Source organism: Streptomyces sp. NPDC047315 (assembly GCF_040643215.1).
GTDB lineage: Bacteria > Actinomycetota > Actinomycetes > Streptomycetales > Streptomycetaceae > Streptomyces.
Genome location: NZ_JBEYTZ010000012.1, coordinates 30,222 through 51,906 on the forward strand (window position 1 = coordinate 30,222; position 21,685 = coordinate 51,906).

The following is a 21,685-nucleotide window of genomic DNA, read 5'->3' on the forward strand; positions in this document are numbered from 1 at the left end:
TGTGGTTCCGGCAGGTGATGACCATGGCTGACGAACAGTTCTACAAGCACGACAGGCCGCCGAACCCGGAACTGCCGGAGGACCGGCCGCGCGGTCGTGGCGCCGGCCCACCGGGGCCACCTGCCCAGCACAGCACGACCTGGAAGGTCGTCGTGGTGATCCTCGCGATCGTCGTGGTGATCGTCTTCGGCATCATGCTCTTCCCGTGAGCGGCTCTCGGCCCCGGCCCTTCTGGGCAATGGACGAGCCGCCCGCCCTTCCCCCGATGCAGCACCGATTTCGGCCAGTCGGACCGCGGCGACGTGACGGCTCGTCGCGGTACGCGGCTATCGTCCGGCCATGCTTGCCGTAGACCTGGTCCGCCTGGGCGCTGCGCGCTTCGCCCGACGTACCGCACTGACCTTCGGTGATCGATCCCTCAGCTACGCGGAGGTCGACGAGGCGGCCAACCGGATGGCCCACGTACTCGCCGGGCTCGGAGCCGGCCGCGGCAACAGGGTGGCCCTCCTGTTCGGCAACGGCTTGTGGTCCGTTCCGGTGGAATTCTCCTGTCTGAAAGCCGGCGCGGTCCGGGTGCCGCTCAACCCCCGCCTCTCCGCAGCCGAACACCGCCGCATGGTCCGCGAGACGCGGGCCGACGTGCTCGTGTACGCCCCCGAACTCGCCGAGCGGGCCAACGAGCTGACGGAGGCGGCCCCCGGCCTCGTGCCCGTGGCCCTCGGCCCGTCCCCGACCGGTGGCGACCTCGACCTGCTGGCAGCGATGCGGGAGGCCAGCCCGGCCGATCCCCAGGTACCCGCCGAGCCGGACGACGTCGTCCTGATCCTCTACACCTCGGGCACCACCGGCTCCCTCAAGGCGGCCCGGCACACCCAACGCAGCTACGCCGCGATGGTCGCCAACGTCCTCGCCAACGTGTTCTCACCCGACCGGGACGACGTGATGCTGCACGCCGCCTCCCTCATCCACGCCAGCGGCGCCTTCGTCCTGCCGCTGTGGCTGCGCGGCGGCGTCTCCGTGGTGCTGCCCGGCTTCGACCCGGACTCCTACCTCGCGGCCGTCGCCCGCCACCACGTCACCACCGTCAACCTCGTGCCCACCATGCTGAGCATGCTCTTCGCCGGCGGCCGGGCCGAGGGCGCCGACCTCGGCCGGCTCCACACCGTCGTCTACGGGGCCAGCCCCATGCCCCGCCCCCTGATCGAGTACGCCCTGGACGCGTGGGGACCCAAGTTCGTGCAGTACTTCGGACAGACCGAGGCGCCGCTGTGCATCACCGCACTGGACAAGGGCGACCACGTCGAGGGCGGGGAACTGCTCGGCGCGGCCGGCCACCCCGCCGTCGACGCCCGGGTGGTGCTCACCGACGCGGAGGGCGCCCCGGTCCCGCCCGGCGAGATCGGCGAGGTGCGGGTCAAGGGGCCGTTCACGATGGCCGGTTACCACGACGCACCGGAGCTGACCGCGCAGACGCGCACGCCGGACGGCTGGATCCGCACCCGCGACCTCGGCCGCTTCGACGACCGCGGCTACCTCCATCTCGTCGACCGCAGCAGCGACATGATCGTCACCGGCGGGTACAACGTCTATCCGCGGGAGGTCGAGGACGCGCTCGCCGCCCACCCCGCCGTCGCCCAGTGCGCCGTCGTCGGCGCGCCCGACCCCACCTGGGTGGAGGCCGTCACCGCCTTCGTCACCCTGAGGCCGGGCGCCACGACCACGGAGGCGGCCCTGCGCGACCACGTCCGCGCGCGGCTCGCCGGCTACAAGGTCCCCAAGGCCGTCCGCTTCGTCGACGCGATCCCGCTCTCCCCGGTCGGCAAGGTCCTCCGTCGAGCCCTGCGCGACCCGCTGTGGGAGGACGCGCGATGAGCGGGGCCGCGGCGGCGGTGCGCGTGGAGCGCGACGGGCCCGTGCACACCGTCGTCCTCGCCCGCCCGGAGGTCCGCAACGCGGTCGACGGCCCCACCGCGGCAGGGTTGGCCGCCGCCTTCCGGGCGTTCGAGGCCGACCCGGACGCCGCCGTCGCCGTGCTGTGGGGCGAGGGCGGCACCTTCTGCTCCGGCGCCGACCTCACCGCGATCGGCACGGACCGCGGCAATCGGGTCCGTGAGACGGGAGACGGGCCCATGGGCCCCACCCGGATGCGGTTGACGAAGCCGGTCGTCGCCGCGATCGCCGGGCACGCGGTGGCCGGCGGACTCGAACTCGCCCTCTGGTGCGATCTACGGGTCGCCGAGAAGGACGCGGTCTTCGGCGTGTACTGCCGGCGCTGGGGCGTGCCGCTCGTCGACGGCGGCACGGTCCGGCTGCCGCGGCTGATCGGGGAGAGCCGGGCCATGGACATGATCCTGACGGGCCGTCCGGTGTCCGCGTCGGAGGCGTACGCCTACGGCCTCGCGAACCGACTCGTACCGGTCGGCGAGTCCCGCGCCGCGGCCGAGCAGCTTGCCTGCGAGATCGCCGCCTTCCCCCAGCTGTGCCTGCGCAGCGACCGCGGCTCGGTGCTCGATCAGCACGGGCTCCCCGAGACGCAGGCGCTGGCGGTCGAGTTCCGGCACGGACGGGTGCCCCTGGACGCCGGCGAGACACAGGCGGGCGCGGACCGCTTCGCAGCCGGCGCGGGCCGTCACGGCTCGTTCAGCGACGTGGCTGGCGTGGCTGGCGTGGCCGACGGAGACGACTGAGCCGAAGTAGCCGGTGCGTGAGGAGTGCGTCCAACGGGCGCGTCAGCCCGCCCAACTCCAGTAGTCCTCGGGCCGCGGAACCGTGCCGCACGCCGCGAACACCAACAGCGGGCTCGTGCGATCGCGCGAGTCCCACCGCGCGGGCAGCTTGCGATCGTCCTGCGAAAGGCACCGCCCGCCCATGCCCACCAGCCGCCAGGCCCTGCGCGACCACGTCGAACTGCGCCACGGCTCCCGCGCCCACCGCTGGGCCGGGCTGCCCTCGCGACAGGGCTCCAACCGGACGGCGTCCGGCCCGCTGACGGTCAGACAGGCCCGGGCCCGGTGCCGCGGCCTGACGGTGCCGTCGCCGCGCACCTCCCACTGCTGGGCCGCCGACCCGTCGCAGCCGTGCAGCCGGACGGCGGCCGTCGCCGCCGTCCCGCCGTCGCCGTGCAGGCACTGCGCCGGGTCCCGGCCGGTGGCGTAGGTGGTGCGGCCGACGTCCGCCACGACCTCCCCCCGCCGCGGAGGACGGTGCACCTGCTCGTACTGCCGGTGCACCCACAGGCGCCAGTCCTCCTTCAACGTGCCCCGGTACGGCGGCACATTGGAGCAGGTGCCGCTGGGTCGACAGGTGCGGTGGGCGATGTACCAGCGCACCACCTCGTCCTTCTCCGCCACTTGCCCGGGGGTCAGATTGGCCCGCAGCGGTGACATCGTGTAGCCGAGGTAGGTCGTGACGGGCACCCCGAGCGCATAGCCCGCCCGACGCACGTACCTGGCCCCGATGCCGTGGTCACTGTGGTCGACGCGACCGCCGAGGCCGAAGGCGAACGAGGCGTGGTCGTGGTCCATCGTCAAGATCCGCTCCGCGCCGCTCACCTTGAGCAGCCCGGACACCGTGGCCACCAAGGAGTCCTCGGTGTAGCTCGCGTCGCCCCGGAAGGCCGTGACGGCGGACTGGCGGCCCTCGTAGAGCCGCCGCAGGCTGTTCGGGTGCCCGCCGTGGGGCATGCCGTCGTGCAGGTCGAGGAAGGTCAGCCGGACGTCGGCGTCGCGGTCCCGGTCCACGAGCCGGTACGAGCGCACCCGCACCCCGTCCGCCTGCACGTCGGCCCGCTGCCACTCGTTCGCCGTCTCGGCCATCTCGGCGTACGCCGCCCGCACCCCGTACTCCCGGCTGTCCGCGTACTCCCGCGCGCGCCCGGGGTCCGTGATCCCGCCGTCCCCGGCCGTCAGATAGACCGTGTCGACAGGGCAGCCGGCCCGGACGGTCCGCCGGATCTCCGGGGTCAGGAAGAAGACGTCGTCGTCGGGGTGCGCCACGCCCACCAGCGTGCGACGACACGGCGGCTCGCGCTGTGCATCGGGGGAGGGGGCGGTCCCGGCGGAACAAGCAGCGGAGAGCAGGGCGCAGAGCGCGAGGGCCGACACGGCCCACCGGCCGGGCCGGCCCGCCCGGCCACGACCGCGCGGGGAACGCTGAGAGCGTGCATCCACCCGGGACCTCCTCGCACCGTGCCCCCTCTGCGGATGATCACCGGCCGCCCGGGGGGAAGCAACCGACGCGCCGCACCGCACCCGCATGGCGGCCCGGCCCGTCTTGAAGGGGCGGACGGGCCGACGGAGGATCTCGGGATGACGATCTACGAACTGGTGTGGGACATGGACGGCACCCTGCTGGACACCACGGAGGCGGTGCCCGCGGCCTTCGTCCGCGCCGTCCGCACCCTCGAAGGGCCCGCCGTCGCCGCCGAGGACGTCGTCGCCGCGTACTGGCGGGGCACCCCCGAGGTCATCCTGGAACACCTGGTCGGACGGCGGCTGACGGCCGAAGACACCGAGGCGTACTACCGCGAACTCGACGGCATCCGGGTCACCCCGTACCCCGGCGTGGCCGAGGTCTTCGCCGAACTGGCCGCCCGGGGCCGTCCCCGCGCGGTGTTCACCGGCGCCAGCACCCGCGCCGCCCGCCTGCTGCTGACGGCCGCCGGCCTCGCGGCGGACGTGCTCGTCGGCGGCGACCGGGTCCGCGCGCCCAAGCCGGCGCCCGACGGGGTCCTCCTCGCCGCCGACGAGATCGGCGCACCGGCCCGGGAAGTGGCGTACGTCGGGGACTCCCCGCTCGACCTGCGGGCCGCGACGGCGGCCGGCAGCCGCGGCGTCGCGGCGGCGTGGGGCCACATGTACGACGCGGCGGAGCCCGCGGACGTCACCCTCACCGACCCGCGCCGCGCCCTCGACCTCCTCGCGGACCTGCCCCGCCCGGCGTGACCACAGCCGTCCGGCGCACCTGACCACGGGCTTCGAAGGGGACCGGCGTTGGCGGTGTTGGCGACGCCGGCTGGGTTGGCGGTTGGCGGCGTCGGCGGCTTTGGCTGCGTTGGCGGCTTTGTCAGTGGGCGCCGCTAAGTTCGTAGACGTCCCCGCCGCTCTGGCGCGGAACCCCCCTTTTCGTGCTGCAAAGGAGATGGTGCGTTGTCTGCCTGGGAGAGGTCGAGCACGGCGCGGGTCATCCCGCCCGCGCGACCGCGCAAGCTCGCGAAGGTCCCGTTCGTCGAACTGGCCGACGGAAGGCTCCAGGGCGTGGTGTCCAGCGGGTCGGACATCGGACGCGTCTACGTGTCCTCCGTCGCGGCCGGCACCCACGCCTTCGCATGCAGTACGAACAACAACCGGCCCTGCGGCGGCGCCAGGTACTCGTTCTGCAACCACGTCAGGGCCCTGATCAACGAGGCCGTCGTCCAGTACGGCGCCGAGCGGGTCGCCCGCTATCTGAAGGTCGAGGCGGACGACGGGGACGTGACCGCCCTCGGGCTCGCCTCGGCGATGGACGGTCGGCAGCAGGCGGGGGACACCGCCGCCGCGGCGCCCGTCTTCAGCCGGTTCCTGCGCCACCTCGCGTACTTGGAACTCGCCCCGACCACCGCGCCGCTGCCCGAGATGCAGTGGTTCCCGTCGACGAGGGCGGGGGCGTGATGCGCATGGACGTACTGGGCGCGCCCGAAGGCCCGCAAGGGGCCGAAGGGATCGATCCCGTCGACGGGATCGAAGGGCTGGGCGAAGCCCTCGCGGCGGTCGACGCCTTCGACGCCGTCCTCGTCGCGGGGCTGCTGCGCCCCCAGCCGGCCCAGGCCGCGGGACTGGCCGAACTCGCCCGTGCCGTAGCGGGATCGCCGCTGGCCGCCAAAGTCGCCGAAGCGGCCGAGAAGGCGGCGGCGGGCAGCGCGAGCGAGGACCACGCCGTGGCGCTCGCCGCCGCGCGCACCGCGCTGCTCGGCTCCGTCCACGACGCGCTGGTGACACGGGTCGCGGAGGCCACCGGCCGCCCGCTCACCGCCGAGACCGGTCAGCCGTCGGCCCAGCCGTCCGCGGCCAACCTGCTCGCCGCCGCCCGCTCCTGGCTCACCGACCTCGCCCGCGCCGGCTGGCAGGGAATCGACCACGACCTGGTCTCCGGCGCGGCCCGGATCGTCTCCGCGCTGCTGCCCGACCCGGCTCCCGGCGCACGTCGGCTGGCGACCCTCCTCGACGGCTTCGCCGCCGAACTCGCCGCGTCCTGCCCCGGAGCCGCCCTGGACCGCGTCCCCGCGCGCCGCTGGGCGGACCTGTGGGCGCGTGCCCTGCTGCTGACGGTGCCGGGCGCCGCAGACGCCCTCGCGGCCACCCCCGTCACCGGACGGCTGCTGCCGCTCGGCGTCGACGTACAGGAGCACCCGACCGCCGTACAGGCCCAGGTGCACGCCGTCTTCGAGCCCGCGGACGGCAGCGCGCCCCGGCTGGTGCGCGCCAGCGCTTCCGCGCCCAAGCCCGACACGGTCGTCGGGGCCGGCCTGTGGCAGTTGCTGCGCCCGCACCTCTCGCTGCTCACGGCCGTCGGCGAAGGCCGGTCCATGGAGGTGGTCGACATGGAACTGACCGCCGACGGGGACCTCTTGTGGGACGACGAGCGCGCCCGTGCCGGCGGGCCGGCGGACCCCTTCGCCACCGCCCGGGTCGCCCTGGCGACCGCCACCGACACCGTCTGCGCACCCCTGGAGCGACACCCGGCGCGCATCGCCGTCCCCGTCTTCCTGGAGGGGTACGTCATCCGGAAGGACGAAGGCGCCGTGGAGTTCGGCGCCACGGGACACTTCCTCGCCGTCGACACCGACCGCATTCCGACGGCCGGCCCGCTCACCCCGGAGGCCGTCGCGGCGTCCAGCGCCTGCATCGGACTGCTGCGCTGGGACGCCGGTCGGTTCCGCGTCCAACCCCTGGCCGTGGAGACGACCGTACGGAAGAAGGCCGTCGCGCTGCACGCCGGCGGTTGGGCCGGCGGCACCACGGACAAGGTCGGCGCCAAGGCGGAGAAGGCCGCGACCGACGCCGTGGCGGTGCTGCGGGAGCGCGCGGGGAGGTTGCTGCGGAAATGACGGAGCATCACACGCGCCCGAACGCCGACGCGGCGGACACCGGACAGGTGCCCGGAACGGCGCCCGACCCCGTACCGACACCGCATGTCCCGGAGGGTTCGCAGGATGTGCCCGGCGGGCCGGACTTCCACGAGAGCCGTCGCCAGGTCCTGTACTGGCGGCTGTTGGCCCGCCTCCTCGACCCGGAGGAGCAGGCCGCGCTGGAGTCGGCCAGCCTCGCCGTCGTCGAGGACGTCGACCTGCCGCCCGCCCTGCTGGACCCGCAGGCGTCCGTCGACTCGATCGTGCAGCGCCACCCGGAGCTGGCCGCCGAGTTCGACGGGCTGATGATCCCCGCGCCGGACGACGACGGGGAGCGCGACCGGGCAGCGGAGGTACGGCGCGCGGCCCTGGTCTCCAAGGTTCTCCTGAACGTGTTCGCCAACGGCTCCGGCACGGTCACCGCCGGGCAGCTCGCCCGCTGGCAGTCCGACGCGGGCTGGCTCGAAGTCGCCCTCGGCTGCCCGCGCGGCGGACTGCGCGGCGCCCGCGCCGGGGGCAGGGAAGCCGCCCCGACCGGTAGCGGCGGCGGGGGCACCACCCCCGACCTCAGCCGGTTGATCCCCGAGATCGGTCCGGAGCTCGGCGCGATCGAAGCCGACCTCGTCCGCCGCATGCGGCTGCGCGAAGTCCTCGCCGACCCCCAGCTCGCGGCACAGCTCACCCCGAGCATGTCGCTGATCGAGCAACTGCTGCGGGACAAGAACAACCTCTCCGGCGTGGCCCTCGCCAACGCCAAGGCCCTGATCCGCCGCTTCGTCGACGAGGTCGCGCAGGTCCTGCGCAGCCAGGTCGAGAAGTCCACGGTGGGCGCACTCGACCGGTCCGTCCCGCCCAAGCGGGTCTTCCGCAACCTCGACCTCGACCGCACGATCTGGAAGAACCTGACCAACTGGAGCCCGGAAGAGGAGCGGCTGTACGTCGACCGCCTCTACTACCGGCACACCGCCCGCAAGACCACTCCGCAACGGCTCGTCGTCGTGGTCGACCAGTCCGGCTCCATGGTCGACTCGATGGTGAACTGCACGATCCTGGCCTCCATCTTCGCCGGGCTGCCGAAGGTCGACGTCCATCTGATCGCCTACGACACCCAGGCCCTGGACCTCACCCCGTGGGTGCACGACCCCTTCGAGACCCTGCTGCGCACCAACCTCGGCGGTGGCACGGACGGCACGGTCGCCATGGCCCTGGCCCAGCCGAAGATCGCCGAGCCCCGCAACACGGTCGTGGTGTGGATCTCCGACTTCTACGAGTGGCGCAGCGAGGAGCTCTTCGAGAGCATGGCCGCCATCCACCGCTCGGGAGCCAAGTTCATCCCCGTCGGATCCGTCACCAGCTCCGGCCGCGGCAGTGTGAACCCCTGGTTCCGCGAACGCTTCAAGGACCTCGGCGCGCCCGTGCTCTCCGGTCACATACGCAAGCTCGTCCACGAGCTGAAGACGTTCCTGACCTGAGCCGGTCCGGGCCGGATCTCCTGGCTCCGCCGGATCCTCGCTTCTTCCCCTTTTCCTCTTCTTCTCTTTCTTCTGACTCATCCGAGAAAGGTGTCCGCCGTGTCCGATCTGCTGCGCGCCCCCGCCGAGCTCAAGTACGCCGATGAACTCGACTGGCTGGAGTCCGTCGACAACAACCCCAAGCCCTTCTCCTGGCGGCTGTCCCCGAAGATGGTCCGGCTCTTCGTGCTCGGCTCCACCCCCTCCGACGGCCTGGACAGGTCGGTCGCGCAGAAGTGGTTCGGAGACCCCAGCTTCGTCGAACGCTCCATCGTCACCCTCGCCTCCGACCGGGGCCTGCTCCTCATCGGCGACCCCGGCACCGGCAAGAGCTGGCTCGCCGAACTGCTGTCCGCGGCGATCTGCCGCAACTCCACCCAGGTCGTCCAGGGCACCGCCGGCACCACCGAGGACCACATCAAGTACTCCTGGAACGTCTCCATGGTGATCGCCAAGGGCCAGTCCCGGGAGTCGATGATCCCCTCGCCGATCATGACCGCGATGGAGACCGGCACCATCGGGCGCTTCGAGGAGCTGACCCGCTCCACCAGCGACGTCCAGGACGCACTGATCTCGATCCTCTCCGAGAAGTACGTCTCAGTCCCCGAGCTGGACAGCGACAGCAGCGACAACATCGTCTTCGCCAAGCCCGGCTTCTCCATCATCGCCACCGCCAACAGCCGCGACCGCGGCGTCAACGACCTGTCGTCCGCGCTCAAGCGCCGCTTCAACTTCGTGCGCATACCGGTCGTGACGAACAAGAAGAGCGAGGCGGAGATCGTCCGCTTCCGCACCGAGGAGCTGTTGCGCCGCCACCAGATCGAACTGGAGGTGCCGCCGACGCTGCTGGACGTCCTGCTCCAGAGCTTCGCCGACCTGCGCGCCTCCGCCGCCGCTGCCGGCAGCGAGGACGAGAAACTGGAGTCCGCCCTGTCCACGGCCGAACAGATCGGCGTCCTGGAGGACGCCGTCCTGCACAGCAACTTCTTCGGCGAGCGCGCCCTGTCCGCCCGTACGCTGGCCTCGTCGCTCGTCGGATCGCTGGCCCGGCGCGAGCCCGAGGACCTGGCGATCCTCAACAAGTACCTGCACGGCGTGGTCGAGCCGCGCAGCAAGCAGGAGGGCGGGTCCTGGACTGAGTTCCTGGACGGTGGCCGCGACGCGATCGCCACCCTGTCGTGAGCGGCGTCGTCACGGGCCATGCACCCGACACCGCGGGCCGGGCCCCCGAAGGGACCTTCGAGGCCCTGCGCACCCAGCTCCAGGACGCCGCCGCCACCTTCGCCGACGGCCCCGGCGCCCTGGAGGGCATCCTCCTCGGCATCGTCGACGACGTCGACCGCGCGGTGCGCGAACCCCTGGAGATCTTCCCCGTCTGCCACCACTCGCCCGCCTCCGCCATCGCGATGGCGCGCCGGCTGCGTGAGAAGCAGCCCAAGGTGGTCTATCTGGAGCTGTGCGAGGACATGGCGCCGCTCCTGACCGAACTGCGCAACTGCAAGCTGCCGGTGGCGGTCCAGGCGTTCGCGACCGAGATCGACGGCTTCCCCGCCGACTGGTCCCCCCTGTCGGTGGTCGCCCCCGTCACGGAGGCGTCCGCCGAGTACCAGGCCATCGCCTACGCCCTGGACACCCCCGGCGTCGAACTGGTCCTCGTCGACCGCTCGTCCGACCACGTCTTCCAGTGGGACGACCGCCACGACCGCGACGGGGACCCCGACGCCCCGCCCGCCGAGCAGGACGCCGCGCTGCACGGCGACGCCGTCGGCGTCGACATCGGCGACCTGCGCCCCCGCTTCGCCGAACTGGAGGAACACCTGCTGCGCCACGGCAGGGTGCGGCACTGGTCGGAGTGGTGGCACCAGTACGTCGAACTGCCGCTCGGCGACGGCGACCACGACACCTACCGCCAGGTGATGCTGCTGATCGGCAGCCTCTTCCGCCGGCTGGCCCCCGGCGACCAGCGACGGGTGCGCGTCGACGAGGACCGCGAGCGGTTCATGTGGACCCGGATGCGCCAGCACCTGGCGGCCACCGGGACCGACCCCGAAGACTGCCTCTACGTGTGCGGTGCCTTCCACGCCGCCAGCCGCGTCGCCGAGTTCGGCGTGCACGGCACCGACACCTTCGAGATCGGCCCCCGCACCGCCACCCGGTGGCAGCACGGCCTCATCCCCTCCAGCCACGCAGCGATCGAGGCCCAGTTCGGCCTGGCCGCCGGCTCCGTCTCCATCGCCGCGACCGTCTTCGCGAAGAACGTCAAGCGCACCCGGGTGCGGCCCTACCGACTGACGGGCCAAGCCGGCACCAAGAAGACGAGCAGCACCAAGGCCGCCGCCGCGGCGGCCCCGGCCGCCCCCGCCGTCGAGCCGCCGCCCGAGGACAAGCTCACCGGCTTCCTCCAACGCCCGCCCGCCCTCGACCGGCTGGACCAAGCCGAACTCCTCGGCTGGTCCGTGGAGATCGTGCGCGCCGCCCGCCGCAACGGCTACCTCGCCTCCACCGCCGACGCCATCGCCGTCTTCGAGACCTCCATCCTGCTCGCCGGCATGCGGGACCGGGCCAAGCCCACCCCGTACGACTTCCAGGACGCGGCGGTCACCTGCATCGAGAAGGACGCCGTGCCCGGCCGCCGCGACGTGCGCCGGCTCGTCGAGATCATGATGGGCGGCGACCGGGTCGGCCAGGTCGGCTACGACGCACTGCCGCCGCTCGCCCGCGACGTCCACGACCGGCTCGCACCGCTGGGCCTCAAGCTCGAACAGCGCGGGGTCAAGCGCGCCCTGCTCGACATCGCTGCCCGCCCCGAGCTGGAACGCTGCTCCGACGTGCTGTGGATGCTGAGGCAACTGATGCCGGCGGGCGCCGCCCGGCCGATCATGGGCGAGCGCACCCTGGGCGAACGGTCCATCCAGGAGTCCTGGGACCTCTCGCTGGGCACGCACCAGCGCGCGCTGATCGAGCTCGGCTACGAGGGCGTCAGCATCGAGCAGGTCCTGGAACAGCGGCTGCGCCGCACGGCGTACGACACGAAGGCCACCGCCGCCACCGTCCTCGCCACCGTCGAGGACGCCACGCTCTACCTGCGCAGCCGCCGCCTCGCCGACGAACTGGGCAACCGCGCGCTGGAGGTGCTCTGCGCCGAGCGCACCGTGGACGGCGCGCCGGAGGTGCTGCGCCGGGTGCGCCGGCTGCTGGCGCACTACCGCACCAGCGAGCCGACGCTGCCGCCGTGGATCGAGTCCTTCGCCACCACCGGCTACGCCCACTACTGCACCCTGCTGCCGACCGCGTTCACGGACGAGGAGGCCGGCGCCCGCCACGTGGCGGCCACGCTGGGCTTCCTGTTCAGCATGGAGGGCCTGGCGCTCTCCCTGGGCTGCGACCGGACCCAGCTGGAGCTGGCGGTGGCCCAGTCGCACCCCCGGGACCCGTCGAAGACGGCCCTGCTGTGGGCCGCCCGGAGCCACCTCGGGCTGATGACGCGCGCGGAGCTGCGCGAGGCATGCGACGAACTGCTCGGCAACCCGCTGACGGTGCCGGCCTACCCCCGCTACCTCAGCGGTCTCGTCCACGCCCTGGAGCCCGTGCCCGCGCTCACCGACTTCGTCGTGGAAGCGGTGTCGAACGCCTTCGGACGGCTCCCCGACCCGGTGCTGCTGCCGTGGCTACCGACGCTGATCACCTCCCTGCGGGCGGACGGTGCGGAGCTCGCGCCGCTACTCATCCGCGAGGCGGGACGCGTCTTCCCCGGTCGGCTCGCGGCGCTCGACGCCTGGGTGCCGCCCTGGCGGCAACAGGCGGAGCCCGCGCCGGGGCCGAGCGCCGGCCTCGCGGCCTGGGAGGGCTCCGCGCTGCTCGCCGCGCACCCCGCGACGTGCGACGCGGTGGCGGACCTGCTCGGCTGGGACGGCACGTGGCTGACCCCGACCCAGGGGGATTCAGCGGCGAGGGGCGCACTGCTGCTCGACCGGCACCCGGAGACGGCGAAGGCGCTGGAGGCGCTGTTGACCGCCTGATGACCGCGCCGAGCAAGGGGCGGAACTTTTGCGGTCCGCTCGCACGTTGGCCCAAGGGGCGCGCACCCGATGCGTGCCCGATGACGAACAACGGACAAAGCCGAGGTGGCACGCGTGGGGATGTTTGATCGGATCAAGGACCAGGCCAAGGCGTCCTTGCAGCAGGCCCAGGGAGCCCGCTCTTCTTCCGGCGCTCCCGGTGCTCATGGCGCCCCCGGTGCACACGGTGCTCACGGCGCCCCCGGTGCGTCGCGGAGCAGCGGCGGCTCGAAGGCCCAGCTCGTGGGCGTGTTGAAGAGCCAGCTCAGCTCGCTCAAGACCGAACTGAAGAGCGGCGCCTTCCGGGACGCCAGCATGGCTGTGTGTGCCCTGGTGGCGGCGGCGGACGGCTATGTGGACCCGGCCGAGCGGCAGCAGCTCGAATCGTTGATCCTCTCCAACGACGTCCTGCAGAACTTCCCGCCCGACCAGCTGCGCACCCGGTTCAACAAGCACGTGGACCTGCTCGCGGCCGACTTCGCCCGGGGCAAGGCGGAGGCCATGCAGGAGGTCGCCAAGGCGGCCAAGAAGCCCGCCGAGGCCCGCGCCGTGGTCCAGACCGGCATCGTGGTGGCCGGCGCGGACGGCTATATCGCGCCCGCCGAGGACCAGATCCTGCGCGAGGTGTGCGCCGCGCTCGGGCTCTCCCCGACGGAGTTCGGCTTCTGATCCCGGGCGGGCCCGTCGATTCCGCACGGGATCGACGGGCCCGCGCAGCTCCGCCCGGCATATCACCAGACGATCAGGGGTACGGTCCGGTGGGCCCGCTGTGACTCAGCCGCCCATTGGCAACACCCGTGTCCGTGTGTTGGATGAGGGTGCAGGTAGTGCCCGTCCGAGAGGAGCTCGCTGATGACCAACCCCTTCGACGACCCCAACGGGACTTTCTACGTCCTGGTGAACGACGAGGGCCAGTACTCCCTTTGGCCGTCGTTCGCTGACGTGCCCGCCGGATGGACCGTCAAGCACGGTGAGGCGGACCGCCAGTCGTGCCTCGACTACGTCGAGGAGAACTGGACCGACATGCGCCCCAAGAGTCTGATAGACGCCATGGGCGGATGACCGTTCCGGCCCGGCGGCAGGTGCGGTGCGGATCGCGCCGCCGCCGGACTTCGGCACGGCGCCCCCCCGTGCCCACGACAGCGACCGGCCGACGCCCGTCCGCACGCGTACGCCTGCCCGGCGACGCCCCGGCCGTCGCCCGGTGAGGGCAGGGCCGCCCGGGGCCCACGCGGCGATCGGGTGGATCGAGCGCCGATCGCCGCCCACCGGTGTGGTGTAAGCCGCCCGCGGGCCGCCGCTCCGTGCAACCATCGACGGGTCGATGACGACACGGGGCGACGTTCTGGGGATCTGGTGGTCGTGATGCGGATCTTGCTGGTGGCGAGCGCGTTCAACAGTCTGACCCAACGTGTGTACGCAGAACTGAGGGACCGCGGCCACGGAGTGCGCGTCCACGTCGCCGCCGGCGACGACCCCCTGCGCGAGGCGGTGCTGCGCCACTGCCCCGATCTGATCCTGGCGCCCATGTTGAAGGCCGTGCTCCCCGAGGACGTGTGGTCGGCCCACACCTGTCTGATCGTCCACCCCGGGCCCGCCGGCGACCGCGGCCCGTCCTCCTTGGACTGGGCGATCCACGAAGACGCCGCCGACTGGGGCGTCACCGTCCTCCAGGCCGACGCGGTGATGGACGCCGGCGCCGTGTGGGCGACCGCGCCGTGCTCCCTGCCGCCCGTCGGCAAGAGCGACCTCTACCGCAACGAGGTCTCCGACGCCGCCCTGGAGGCCGTGCACCTCGCGGTGCGCCGCTTCGCGTCCGGCCGCTACGTCCCCCAGCCCCAGCACGGCCCGGAGTGGAAGGCCCCCGAGCACACCCGCCCCTACCTGCGGCAGGGCGCCCGGAGAATCGACTGGTCGCAGGAGTCCTGCGACCGGATCCTACGGACGCTGCGCGCCGCGGACTCCCAACCGGGCGTCCTCGACGAACTCCTCGGTGAACAGTGGTACCTGCACGGCGGCCACCCGGAGGGCACCCTGCGTGGGGAGCCGGGGCAACTGCTGGCCACCCGCGACGGGGCGATCTGCCGGGCCACGGTCGACGGCGCCGTCTGGATCCCCGAACTCCGCCGCCGCAGCCGCGACGGCCGGCGCGCCGTCAAACTCCCCGCGACCCTGGCGCTCGGAGCCGACCTGCCGTCGCTGCCCGAGGTCCCGGCACCGCTCGGCCCACCCGCCGATCGACGCACCTATGCGCAGATCGGCTACCGCGAACACGGTTCCGTCGGCCACGTGCACTTCTCCTTCCCCGGCGGCGCGATGAGCACGGAGCACTGCGAACGCCTGCTGGCGGCCTACCGCCATGCGCTCCAGCGCCCCACCGACGTCGTGGTCATCGGCGGGGCGCGGGACTTCTTCTCCAACGGCATCCATCTCAACGTCATCGACGCGGCGCCCGACCCGGCCGCGGAGTCCTGGGCGAACATCAACGCCATGGACGACCTGGTGGCGCAGATCCTGACCACCACCGACCGACTGGTGGTGTCCGCCGTCGCGGGCAACGCCGCCGCCGGCGGGGTGATGCTGGCCCTCGCGGCGGACGAGGTGTGGTGCCGTCGGGGCGCCGTGCTCAACCCCCACTACCGGCTCATGGGCCTGTACGGCTCGGAGTACTGGACGTACAGCCTGCCGCGTCGAGTGGGGCCCGTCGCCGCGGAACACCTCACGCGCCGCGCACTGCCCGTCAGCGCGTCGGCCGCGCAGCGGATCGGTCTGGTCGACCGGGTGGTCGACGCGGCTCCCGGGGAGTTCGGCGCAGCCGTCGAGGAGTCGGCACAGCGCCTCGCCCGCTCGCCGGGGTTGCGGGAACGCATCGCGCGCAAGAAGGACGCCCGGGCCCGCGACGAGGCGGACAAGCCCCTCCGCGCGTACCGCGCGGAGGAACTGGCCGTGATGCACCGGAACTTCTTCGACCCCGCCGAGCCCTACCACCGGCTGCGGTCGGCCTTCGTCCGCAAGGAGCCCGACCCCGACGCGCTCGCCCACCTCGACCGCCTCACGGACGAACGGCGTTAGGGCGTTTCTGACGGATCTTGCTGGGCTCGCGTGCCCTGGCGCCGCTCCCCCTGGGCCTTCGGCCCGGGAGGTGCCCCCACTCCGCGTTGTCGTCGGTCGCCGACGGCCCCCTGTGCCCTGCGGGCACGGTGGTACCCCCACCGCGTTGACTCCCTCCTCCGCTGGGGGTCCCCCCGTGCCCGCAGGGCACAGGGGGAAGATCCACGGCACCAGAACCCTCCTCCTACGCCCGGAGGGCGTGGGAGGGACCCCCACCCTCAACCAGCCTGATCCATCAGATGTGCCCTAGGGCCCGTCCGAGCGGGCCGAGTCGTGGGGCGCGACGTACGGCATGCCGGCCGGTACGGCGACCTCCGCGATCAGACCGTGCGGCTTTGCCGCCGACAGCCGCAGTTCCCCTCCGCCGCCTTCCAGCAGCGCCCTCGCAATCGCCAACCCCAGCCCGGATCCGGTGCGCCCGGCCGGCTGCTCGCCGCGCCAGAAGCGGTCCGTGGAGCGGCGCATGTCCTCCCGGCTCATCCCGGGGCCCTCGTCCCGTACGGTCACCCGGATCCGGTCGCCGTCCGCCCGGGTCCGCACGGTGACGGTGCCGCCGGGCGGTGAGAATCCGAGGGCGTTGTCGAGGAGGACGTCGAGCACCTGGTCGAGGACCCCCGGCTGACAGGACGCGACGGCCTGTTCCCCGGCGACCACCACGGCGACGTCGTCGGCCGCGGCCTGGGCGCTCCACGCCTGGGCGCGCGCCCGCGCCACCGACCGGACCTCCACGGGCACCGCCCCGTGTTCGGGTTCGGCGGCGCGCGCGAGCACCAACAGCTCGTCCAGGATCCGACCGAGGCGGTCGGCCTCCGCGACCACGGCGGCCACGGCCCCGGCGCCGTCCCCGCGCACCGTCGACTCCAGGACGTCGATCCGCAACCGTAGCGCCGTGAGGGGATTGCGGAGCTGGTGGGAGGCGTCGGCGACGAAGCGGCGCTGCGCCTCCAGGAGCGCGACCAGCCGGTCCGTCATGGCGTTCACCGCGACGGCGAGTTCGCGGACCTCGGCGGGCCCCCGGTCGACGGGCGCCCGTGTTCCGTACCGCCCCTGCGCGATGGCGCCGACAGCGCGGTGCAGCTGTCGTACCGGGCGCAGGCTCCACCGCGACAGGGGGACCGCGACCAGCGCGGTGGCGAACAGCCCGAGCGCGGCGACCCCGAGCAGGAGCGCTCCTTGCCCCAGGGCCCGGGAGCGCAGGGAGGCGGTGGGGGAGAGGGTGGCGACGGCCGCGACGGTCCGCCCGTGCTCCAGTACGGGCGCGGCGACGAACAGGGGCTCGGCCGAGGTGTTGACGGGGTAGTCCAGCGGTAGGTTCACGTCCCCGTCCAGGGCGCGCCGCAGCGTGCGCTGCCAGGCGCGGCGGTCCACGCCCGCCCCGGGGCGGGTGGTGAAGACGACCTCGCCCCGTCCGTCGACCAGCAGCACGGCGGCGTCGTTCCCGCGGTCGTACGCCACGGCCTGCTCCACCCAGGCAGGGTCGGACGCCGGATCACCGGTGCGGGCGGCGGCGTTGGCGAGTCTGCCGGTCTCGTTGACCTGGGCGTTCGCCAGGTGGTGGTAGTCGTTCATGGCGAGGCTGAGGGCGAGCGGCACTCCGAGGCCCAGCAACAGCATGGTCGTGAGCGAGAGATAGGTGATCAGGAGGCGACGGCGCACGGGCGGTTCTCAGGGCCGGCCCGCGGAGCCCAGGCGGAAGCCCACGCCGCGCTGGGTCTCGATCCAGTCGTACGAGCCGAGCTTGCTGCGGAGGCTGCCGACGTGGACGTCGAGGGTGCGGGTGGAGCCGTACCAGTTCTCGTCCCACACCCGGGCGATGATGTCCTCCCGGGTGTGCAGGGACTCCGGGTCCTCCACGAGCATCACCAGCAGGTCGAACTCCTTGCGGGTGAGGGATAAGCGCCGGCCGTCCAAAGTGGCGGAGCGGCTGCGCACGTCCAGTTCGAGGCCGTCGGCGGTCAGCACCTCGCGGGCCCGTCCGTGGCACGCCGGGTCGTGGCCGTCGCCCGCGACGCCGCAGCGGCAGGACCGCCGGGCCACGGCCTCGATGCGGGCGTTGAGCTCGTGGAGGCTGTACGGCTTGACGACGTAGTCGTCCGCGCCGGCGTGCAGCCCCATGACCCGGTCGATCTCCTCGGAGCGCGCGGTGAGCGCGATGACGGGCACGGTCGACAGGTCCCGGATGCGTTTGCACACCTCGATGCCGTCGAGGTCGGGCAGGCCGAGGTCGAGGAGGACGAAGTCGCAGCCGTCGAGCCGCCGCAGCGCGTCCTGTCCCGTGCCGGCGGTGACGACCCGGTGGCCGTGCATCCCCAGCGCGCTGCACAGGGCGTCCGCCACGCACTCGTCGTCCTCGACCACCAGGATGATCATCGTTCCCCCGTGCAGAGCGCCGCCCGCGGCGACGACGTCGCCGACCCCTGCCTCCATCATCTACTAAGTTGCTTAGCTTTGGGAAGGGTGGACATTTGCCGTTCCGTTGAACCGGACCTGTGAAACGGCTGCCCATCGCCGCTCTACCGTCGAAGACGAACGCACGCACCGGGAGGCCGGGAGGCGCCGCCATGACCGAGCCCACCGCGGTGGGGAGCATCCAGGTGTCCGCCCGCCCCCGGACCGTGTACGGCCTGATCAGCGACCCCGCCGGACGGGGTCGGCCCCTGGAGGCGGGCGAGCGGTTCCGCGGCGGGCCGTTCGCCCGGCGCGGGACGGCCACGGTCACCCAGGCCGTACCCGACCGCCGCTTCGCCTTCCGCATGACCGCGCTCGGCCGTCCCGTCTGCGTCTGGCGGTACGACATCGTGCCCACGGCCCACGGGTGTCGGGTCACCGGGAGCACGCGCGACCGGCACGGCCCCTTAATCCGCGCGCTCCTACGGCTCGGCGCCGACGCCCTCGACCGGGCCGCCCGCAATCTCCGCGACGTCGAACGGGCCCTGGCCGCCCTCAAGGTCGCGGCCGAAGAGTGGGAACGGCCGTCGGCAGGGCGGGAGTAACGGCGGCGTCAGTGGGCGCGTGGGCAGCGGGCGCGGGTCTCGTCGGGGTAGAAGTTGGGCCGCTGGTCGGCCTCGTCGTAGTAGCGGTGGAAGACGGGGGTGAGGCTGCCGGACAGCGGAGGGACGATCCACGACCAGTCCGCCGGCACCCGCCGCCCCTGCCGTTCCTCCTTGGCGAGGTGGGCCAGGAAGCGTCGGGACTCGGTGTGGTGGTCGCTGATCCGCACGCCCGCGCGCTGGAAGGAGTGCAGCACGGCTATGTTGACCTCGACCAGGGCGCGGTCGCGCCACAGGGTGGACTCCGAGCCGGTGTCGAGGCCGAGGCGCTCGGCGATCACGGACAGCAGGTCGTACCGGTCGGAGTCGACGAGGTTGCGGGCGCCGATCTCGGTGCCCATGTACCAGCCGTTGAACGGTGCCAGGGGGTAGTCGACGCCGCCGATGCGCAGCCGCAGGTTGGAGATGGCGGGTACCGCGTGCCAGCGCAGGCCCAACTCGGCGAACTCCGGTCGGTCGGGGTGGATGAGCGCCACTTCCAGCACCAGATCTTCTGGCACGTCGAAGAGTTGGGGTTCGTGGCCGGGGGCGTCGACGACCAGCGGGAGGACGTCGAAGGGCCCGCCAGGGGCCCGCCAGCCGAGGCGGCGCACGGCCTCCGTGAGGTCGAGGTGCGCGGGGTCGCCGACGGTGCGCCCGTCGTCGCCGCGGTAGCCCGCGTAGCGGATGAGCTGGTCGTTCCACACCCGCGGCGCCGGTCGACCGGGGACGTCCGGCGCGAAGACGGAGATGGTGGGACGGATGCGTCCGCCGTTGGTGGCCTGGCGCAGGTGCTCGCACAGGTGTCCGTGGATCTCCCGGGGCTCGGTGGCGTTTCGACGGTCCAGCACGCGCAGGCTCTGCCAGTACAGGCGGCCGATGCAACGGCTGGAGTTGCGCCAGGCGACGCGGGCGCCGAAGACGAGTTCGTCGGCGGTGTGCGCGTAGCTGCCGGTGTCCGCGATCTCGGCCCGGACCTGGCGCATGCGTTGGCGGACGGTCAGCGGCTGGTCGGGGTGCTCGGCGTGCAGCAGGCCGAGGAAGTCCTCGGCCTCTTCGACGTCGACCTCGACGGCGCCGGCGCTGCTCGGCGGAGCCGGCACGGGCTGTGGCGCGCAGGGGTGCGGGGCAGTGGGATGCGGGGCGGGGGCGTCGGCGGTGGGGGCGCGCGCCAAGAGGGCTTCGGAGTTCATCGGTGTCCTCGCGGGTGGTTCTGTGCGGTCCGGATCGTCACGTCGGCATGTCGTCAGGCCGTCACGTCGTTGCGTCGTTAAGTCGTTCCGACGCCGGGCCGGGTGTCGTTAGGGCGGGGCGGACGGGCGATGGAGGTGCCGAAGACCTCGTCCCAGTAGGGGGCCGAGATGCCGAACCCCCGGGTGTCGTCGCGGAAGTGGTGGCGCATGTGCAGCTCGCGCAGCCGGCGCAGGAGGCGGTTTCGGGGCCGCCCCTGGTGGAGGTAGAGGTGGAACAGGTCGTAGCTGAGGTAGCCGACCGCGTAGCCGGCGCCGAACGTCAGCGGCAGCCCGCCCGGGCCCGACGCGAGGTACGCGGCGCCGCCGACCATCGGCACGGACAGGAGCGGGCTGAGGATGGATCTGCGGGAGTCCTGCGGATAGTCGTGGTGCACGCCGTGCAGGATCCAGTGGAGCCGGGCGCCGAACCCCTTCTCGGGCTCGAAGTGCAGCACGACGCGGTGGCCCCAGTACTCCGACAGCGTCCAGGCCAGATAGCCGACGAGGCCCCAGCCACCCAACTCCCAGCCGCCCGCGTCGCCCAGCGAGAGCCAGACGCCGGCCACGGCGGCGGGGGCGAACACGACCACGGCGGTGGCCGGGTGGACGTGGACGAGGTGGTCGAGCAGCCGGGAGCGGAACGCGGCCGGGCTGTTGCCCCGCCGGGCCGCGCCCTTGCTGGTCAGCTGGGCGCTCATCGGCCGCCGCCGTCCACGGCGGGCGTCTTCAGCCGTGCCTCGTAGCCGGTGCGGGCCTGGAAGTCGGTGGTGCGCAGGAGCTGGTCGGCCTTGAGGAAGCGGCCCATCGCGTCCCGCCAGGGCTGCGGCAGCAGGAACAGCGAGCGGGTGACGGGGTTGGTCCAGCCCGGTACGTAACGGTTGTAGACGGGGCGGCGGGCGGTGCGCAGCACGGCCTTCGCGATGTCGTCGGGGGTGAGCAGCGGCACGAAGCGGCCCTTGCCGACGCCCGAGGTCAGCTCGGTCTGCGCCGGGATGGGCAGCACGATGGACAGCTGCACGCCGGAGCCGCGCAGCTCGGCCCGTACGCCTTCGGACAGGCCGACCACGCCGTGCTTGGCGGCCGAGTAGGTGGCGCAGCCGGGCAGGCCGATCATGCCGACGGCGGAGACCATGTTGATGATGTGGCCGCTGCCCCGGGCCCGCATGGGGCCGATCGCCGTCTTCATGCCGTTCAGGGTGCCGAGCAGATTGACCCCGAGCTGGTGGGTGGAGTCCTCCGGGCTCTCGTGCTCGAAGCTGCCCACGATCATCTCGCCGGCGTTGTTGACGAAGACGTCGATGGCGCCGAGTTCGGCCTCGACGTCCTGCCAGAAGGCGGCGACGCTCGGTGCGTCGGTGACGTCGAGGGCGTGGGCGGTGGCGCCGATGCGGCCGGCGGCGGCCCGGGCGCGTTCGAGGTCGCGGGCGCCGATGGCGACCTTGGCGCCGGCGGCGACGAACGCTTCCGCGGTGGCCAGGCCGATGCCGCGGCTGCCACCGGTGATGGCCACGACCTTGTTGCGCAGATCCTTGGGCACGGGTCCTCCTAGGGGAGCAGCCGACGGCACGGCTGCCGGGACGGTGGGTCACTTGGGCCCGAACGGGGCCGGTTCGATGAGGAGATGGCCGGGGGATTGGGG

The 21,685-nt window shown here is 73.0% G+C and carries 19 protein-coding genes; 13 read left to right on the forward strand and 6 right to left on the reverse strand.

Going from position 1 to position 21,685, the window contains the following annotated elements; genetic code table 11:
- The first annotated feature begins 23 nt into the window (after positions 1-23).
- From ABZ842_RS15955 to ABZ842_RS15965, 3 genes are all read left to right on the forward strand, one after another.
- Entirely contained in the window at positions 24-209 is a 186-nt protein-coding gene (locus tag ABZ842_RS15955; protein ID WP_361537265.1) for a hypothetical protein, read from the forward strand.
- A 130-nt stretch (positions 210-339) separates the two neighbouring features.
- Positions 340-1,872 (forward strand): AMP-binding protein, encoded by a 1,533-nt coding sequence (locus tag ABZ842_RS15960; protein WP_361537266.1) that lies wholly within the window; start codon positions 340-342, stop codon positions 1,870-1,872.
- Positions 1,869-2,687: a crotonase/enoyl-CoA hydratase family protein gene (locus ABZ842_RS15965; protein ID WP_361537267.1), complete on the forward strand. Its 819-nt coding sequence runs from the start codon at positions 1,869-1,871 to the stop codon at positions 2,685-2,687. The genes ABZ842_RS15960 and ABZ842_RS15965 overlap by 4 nt, the downstream gene beginning before the upstream one ends.
- 42 nt (positions 2,688-2,729) lie before the next feature.
- Here ABZ842_RS15965 and ABZ842_RS15970 read toward each other — a convergent pair whose 3' ends face one another.
- Positions 2,730-4,169, reverse strand: coding sequence for a ricin-type beta-trefoil lectin domain protein (locus ABZ842_RS15970; protein WP_361537268.1), 1,440 nt, complete (start codon positions 4,167-4,169; stop codon positions 2,730-2,732).
- Between the two features lie 138 nt (positions 4,170-4,307).
- On the opposite strand from ABZ842_RS15970, the gene ABZ842_RS15975 reads away from it, so the two are divergent.
- The 9 genes from ABZ842_RS15975 to ABZ842_RS16015 all read left to right on the forward strand — a co-directional run bounded on the left by ABZ842_RS15975 (position 4,308) and on the right by ABZ842_RS16015 (position 15,746).
- Complete coding sequence (locus ABZ842_RS15975) at positions 4,308-4,943, forward strand: HAD family hydrolase (RefSeq protein WP_361537269.1); 636 nt, start codon at positions 4,308-4,310, stop codon at positions 4,941-4,943.
- Positions 4,944-5,147: 204 nt separating this feature from the next.
- Positions 5,148-5,648, forward strand: coding sequence for a hypothetical protein (locus ABZ842_RS15980; protein WP_361537270.1), 501 nt, complete (start codon positions 5,148-5,150; stop codon positions 5,646-5,648).
- Positions 5,618-7,084 (forward strand): hypothetical protein, encoded by a 1,467-nt coding sequence (locus ABZ842_RS15985; RefSeq protein ID WP_361537271.1) that lies wholly within the window; start codon positions 5,618-5,620, stop codon positions 7,082-7,084. Before ABZ842_RS15980 ends, ABZ842_RS15985 begins: the two co-directional genes overlap by 31 nt.
- Positions 7,081-8,577 (forward strand): VWA domain-containing protein, encoded by a 1,497-nt coding sequence (locus ABZ842_RS15990; protein ID WP_361537272.1) that lies wholly within the window; start codon positions 7,081-7,083, stop codon positions 8,575-8,577. The genes ABZ842_RS15985 and ABZ842_RS15990 overlap by 4 nt, the downstream gene beginning before the upstream one ends.
- Before the next feature lie 99 nt (positions 8,578-8,676).
- Positions 8,677-9,798 (forward strand): AAA family ATPase, encoded by a 1,122-nt coding sequence (locus ABZ842_RS15995; protein ID WP_361537273.1) that lies wholly within the window; start codon positions 8,677-8,679, stop codon positions 9,796-9,798.
- Positions 9,799-9,863: 65 nt separating this feature from the next.
- Positions 9,864-12,635 carry a hypothetical protein gene (locus ABZ842_RS16000; RefSeq protein ID WP_361537498.1) on the forward strand — a complete coding sequence of 924 codons (2,772 nt, stop codon included), beginning with the start codon at positions 9,864-9,866 and terminating at the stop codon, positions 12,633-12,635.
- A gap of 114 nt (positions 12,636-12,749) precedes the next feature.
- A complete protein-coding gene (locus ABZ842_RS16005) occupies positions 12,750-13,343 on the forward strand; it encodes a TerB family tellurite resistance protein (protein WP_361537274.1) in 594 nt (197 codons plus the stop codon).
- 183 nt (positions 13,344-13,526) lie between these two features.
- A complete protein-coding gene (locus ABZ842_RS16010; protein WP_361537275.1) occupies positions 13,527-13,736 on the forward strand; it encodes an MbtH family protein in 210 nt (69 codons plus the stop codon).
- Between the two features lie 303 nt (positions 13,737-14,039).
- Entirely contained in the window at positions 14,040-15,746 is a 1,707-nt protein-coding gene (locus tag ABZ842_RS16015) for a hydrogenase maturation protein (protein ID WP_361537276.1), read from the forward strand.
- A gap of 285 nt (positions 15,747-16,031) precedes the next feature.
- Here ABZ842_RS16015 and ABZ842_RS16020 read toward each other — a convergent pair whose 3' ends face one another.
- A complete protein-coding gene (locus ABZ842_RS16020; RefSeq protein ID WP_361537277.1) occupies positions 16,032-17,441 on the reverse strand; it encodes a HAMP domain-containing sensor histidine kinase in 1,410 nt (469 codons plus the stop codon).
- A 9-nt stretch (positions 17,442-17,450) separates the two neighbouring features.
- Positions 17,451-18,215, reverse strand: coding sequence for a response regulator transcription factor (locus ABZ842_RS16025; RefSeq protein WP_361537278.1), 765 nt, complete (start codon positions 18,213-18,215; stop codon positions 17,451-17,453).
- Positions 18,216-18,346: 131 nt separating this feature from the next.
- Between ABZ842_RS16025 and ABZ842_RS16030 the strand changes: the two genes are divergently transcribed.
- Entirely contained in the window at positions 18,347-18,778 is a 432-nt protein-coding gene (locus tag ABZ842_RS16030) for a hypothetical protein (RefSeq protein WP_361537279.1), read from the forward strand.
- An 8-nt stretch (positions 18,779-18,786) separates the two neighbouring features.
- On the opposite strand, the gene ABZ842_RS16035 is transcribed toward ABZ842_RS16030, so the two are convergent.
- The 3 genes from ABZ842_RS16035 to ABZ842_RS16045 form a co-directional block, all read right to left on the reverse strand.
- Positions 18,787-20,007, reverse strand: coding sequence for a nitric oxide synthase oxygenase (locus ABZ842_RS16035; protein ID WP_361537280.1), 1,221 nt, complete (start codon positions 20,005-20,007; stop codon positions 18,787-18,789).
- 77 nt (positions 20,008-20,084) lie between these two features.
- A complete protein-coding gene (locus tag ABZ842_RS16040; RefSeq protein WP_361537281.1) occupies positions 20,085-20,744 on the reverse strand; it encodes a sterol desaturase family protein in 660 nt (219 codons plus the stop codon).
- Entirely contained in the window at positions 20,741-21,583 is an 843-nt protein-coding gene (locus ABZ842_RS16045; protein ID WP_361537282.1) for an SDR family oxidoreductase, read from the reverse strand. Before ABZ842_RS16045 ends, ABZ842_RS16040 begins: the two co-directional genes overlap by 4 nt.
- Positions 21,584-21,685 lie beyond the last annotated feature (102 nt).

Coding starts and splice junctions, on each gene's coding strand:
- ABZ842_RS15955 (WP_361537265.1), top strand. CDS start 24: ATGGCTGACGAACAGTTCTACAAGCACGACAGGCCGCCGAACCCGGAA.
- ABZ842_RS16015 (WP_361537276.1), top strand. CDS start 14,040: ATGCGGATCTTGCTGGTGGCGAGCGCGTTCAACAGTCTGACCCAACGT.
- ABZ842_RS15990 (WP_361537272.1), top strand. CDS start 7,081: ATGACGGAGCATCACACGCGCCCGAACGCCGACGCGGCGGACACCGGA.
- ABZ842_RS15960 (WP_361537266.1), top strand. CDS start 340: ATGCTTGCCGTAGACCTGGTCCGCCTGGGCGCTGCGCGCTTCGCCCGA.
- ABZ842_RS15975 (WP_361537269.1), top strand. CDS start 4,308: ATGACGATCTACGAACTGGTGTGGGACATGGACGGCACCCTGCTGGAC.
- ABZ842_RS16010 (WP_361537275.1), top strand. CDS start 13,527: ATGACCAACCCCTTCGACGACCCCAACGGGACTTTCTACGTCCTGGTG.
- ABZ842_RS16025 (WP_361537278.1), bottom strand. CDS start 18,215: ATGATGGAGGCAGGGGTCGGCGACGTCGTCGCCGCGGGCGGCGCTCTG.
- ABZ842_RS15965 (WP_361537267.1), top strand. CDS start 1,869: ATGAGCGGGGCCGCGGCGGCGGTGCGCGTGGAGCGCGACGGGCCCGTG.
- ABZ842_RS16030 (WP_361537279.1), top strand. CDS start 18,347: ATGACCGAGCCCACCGCGGTGGGGAGCATCCAGGTGTCCGCCCGCCCC.
- ABZ842_RS16035 (WP_361537280.1), bottom strand. CDS start 20,007: ATGAACTCCGAAGCCCTCTTGGCGCGCGCCCCCACCGCCGACGCCCCC.
- ABZ842_RS16040 (WP_361537281.1), bottom strand. CDS start 20,744: ATGAGCGCCCAGCTGACCAGCAAGGGCGCGGCCCGGCGGGGCAACAGC.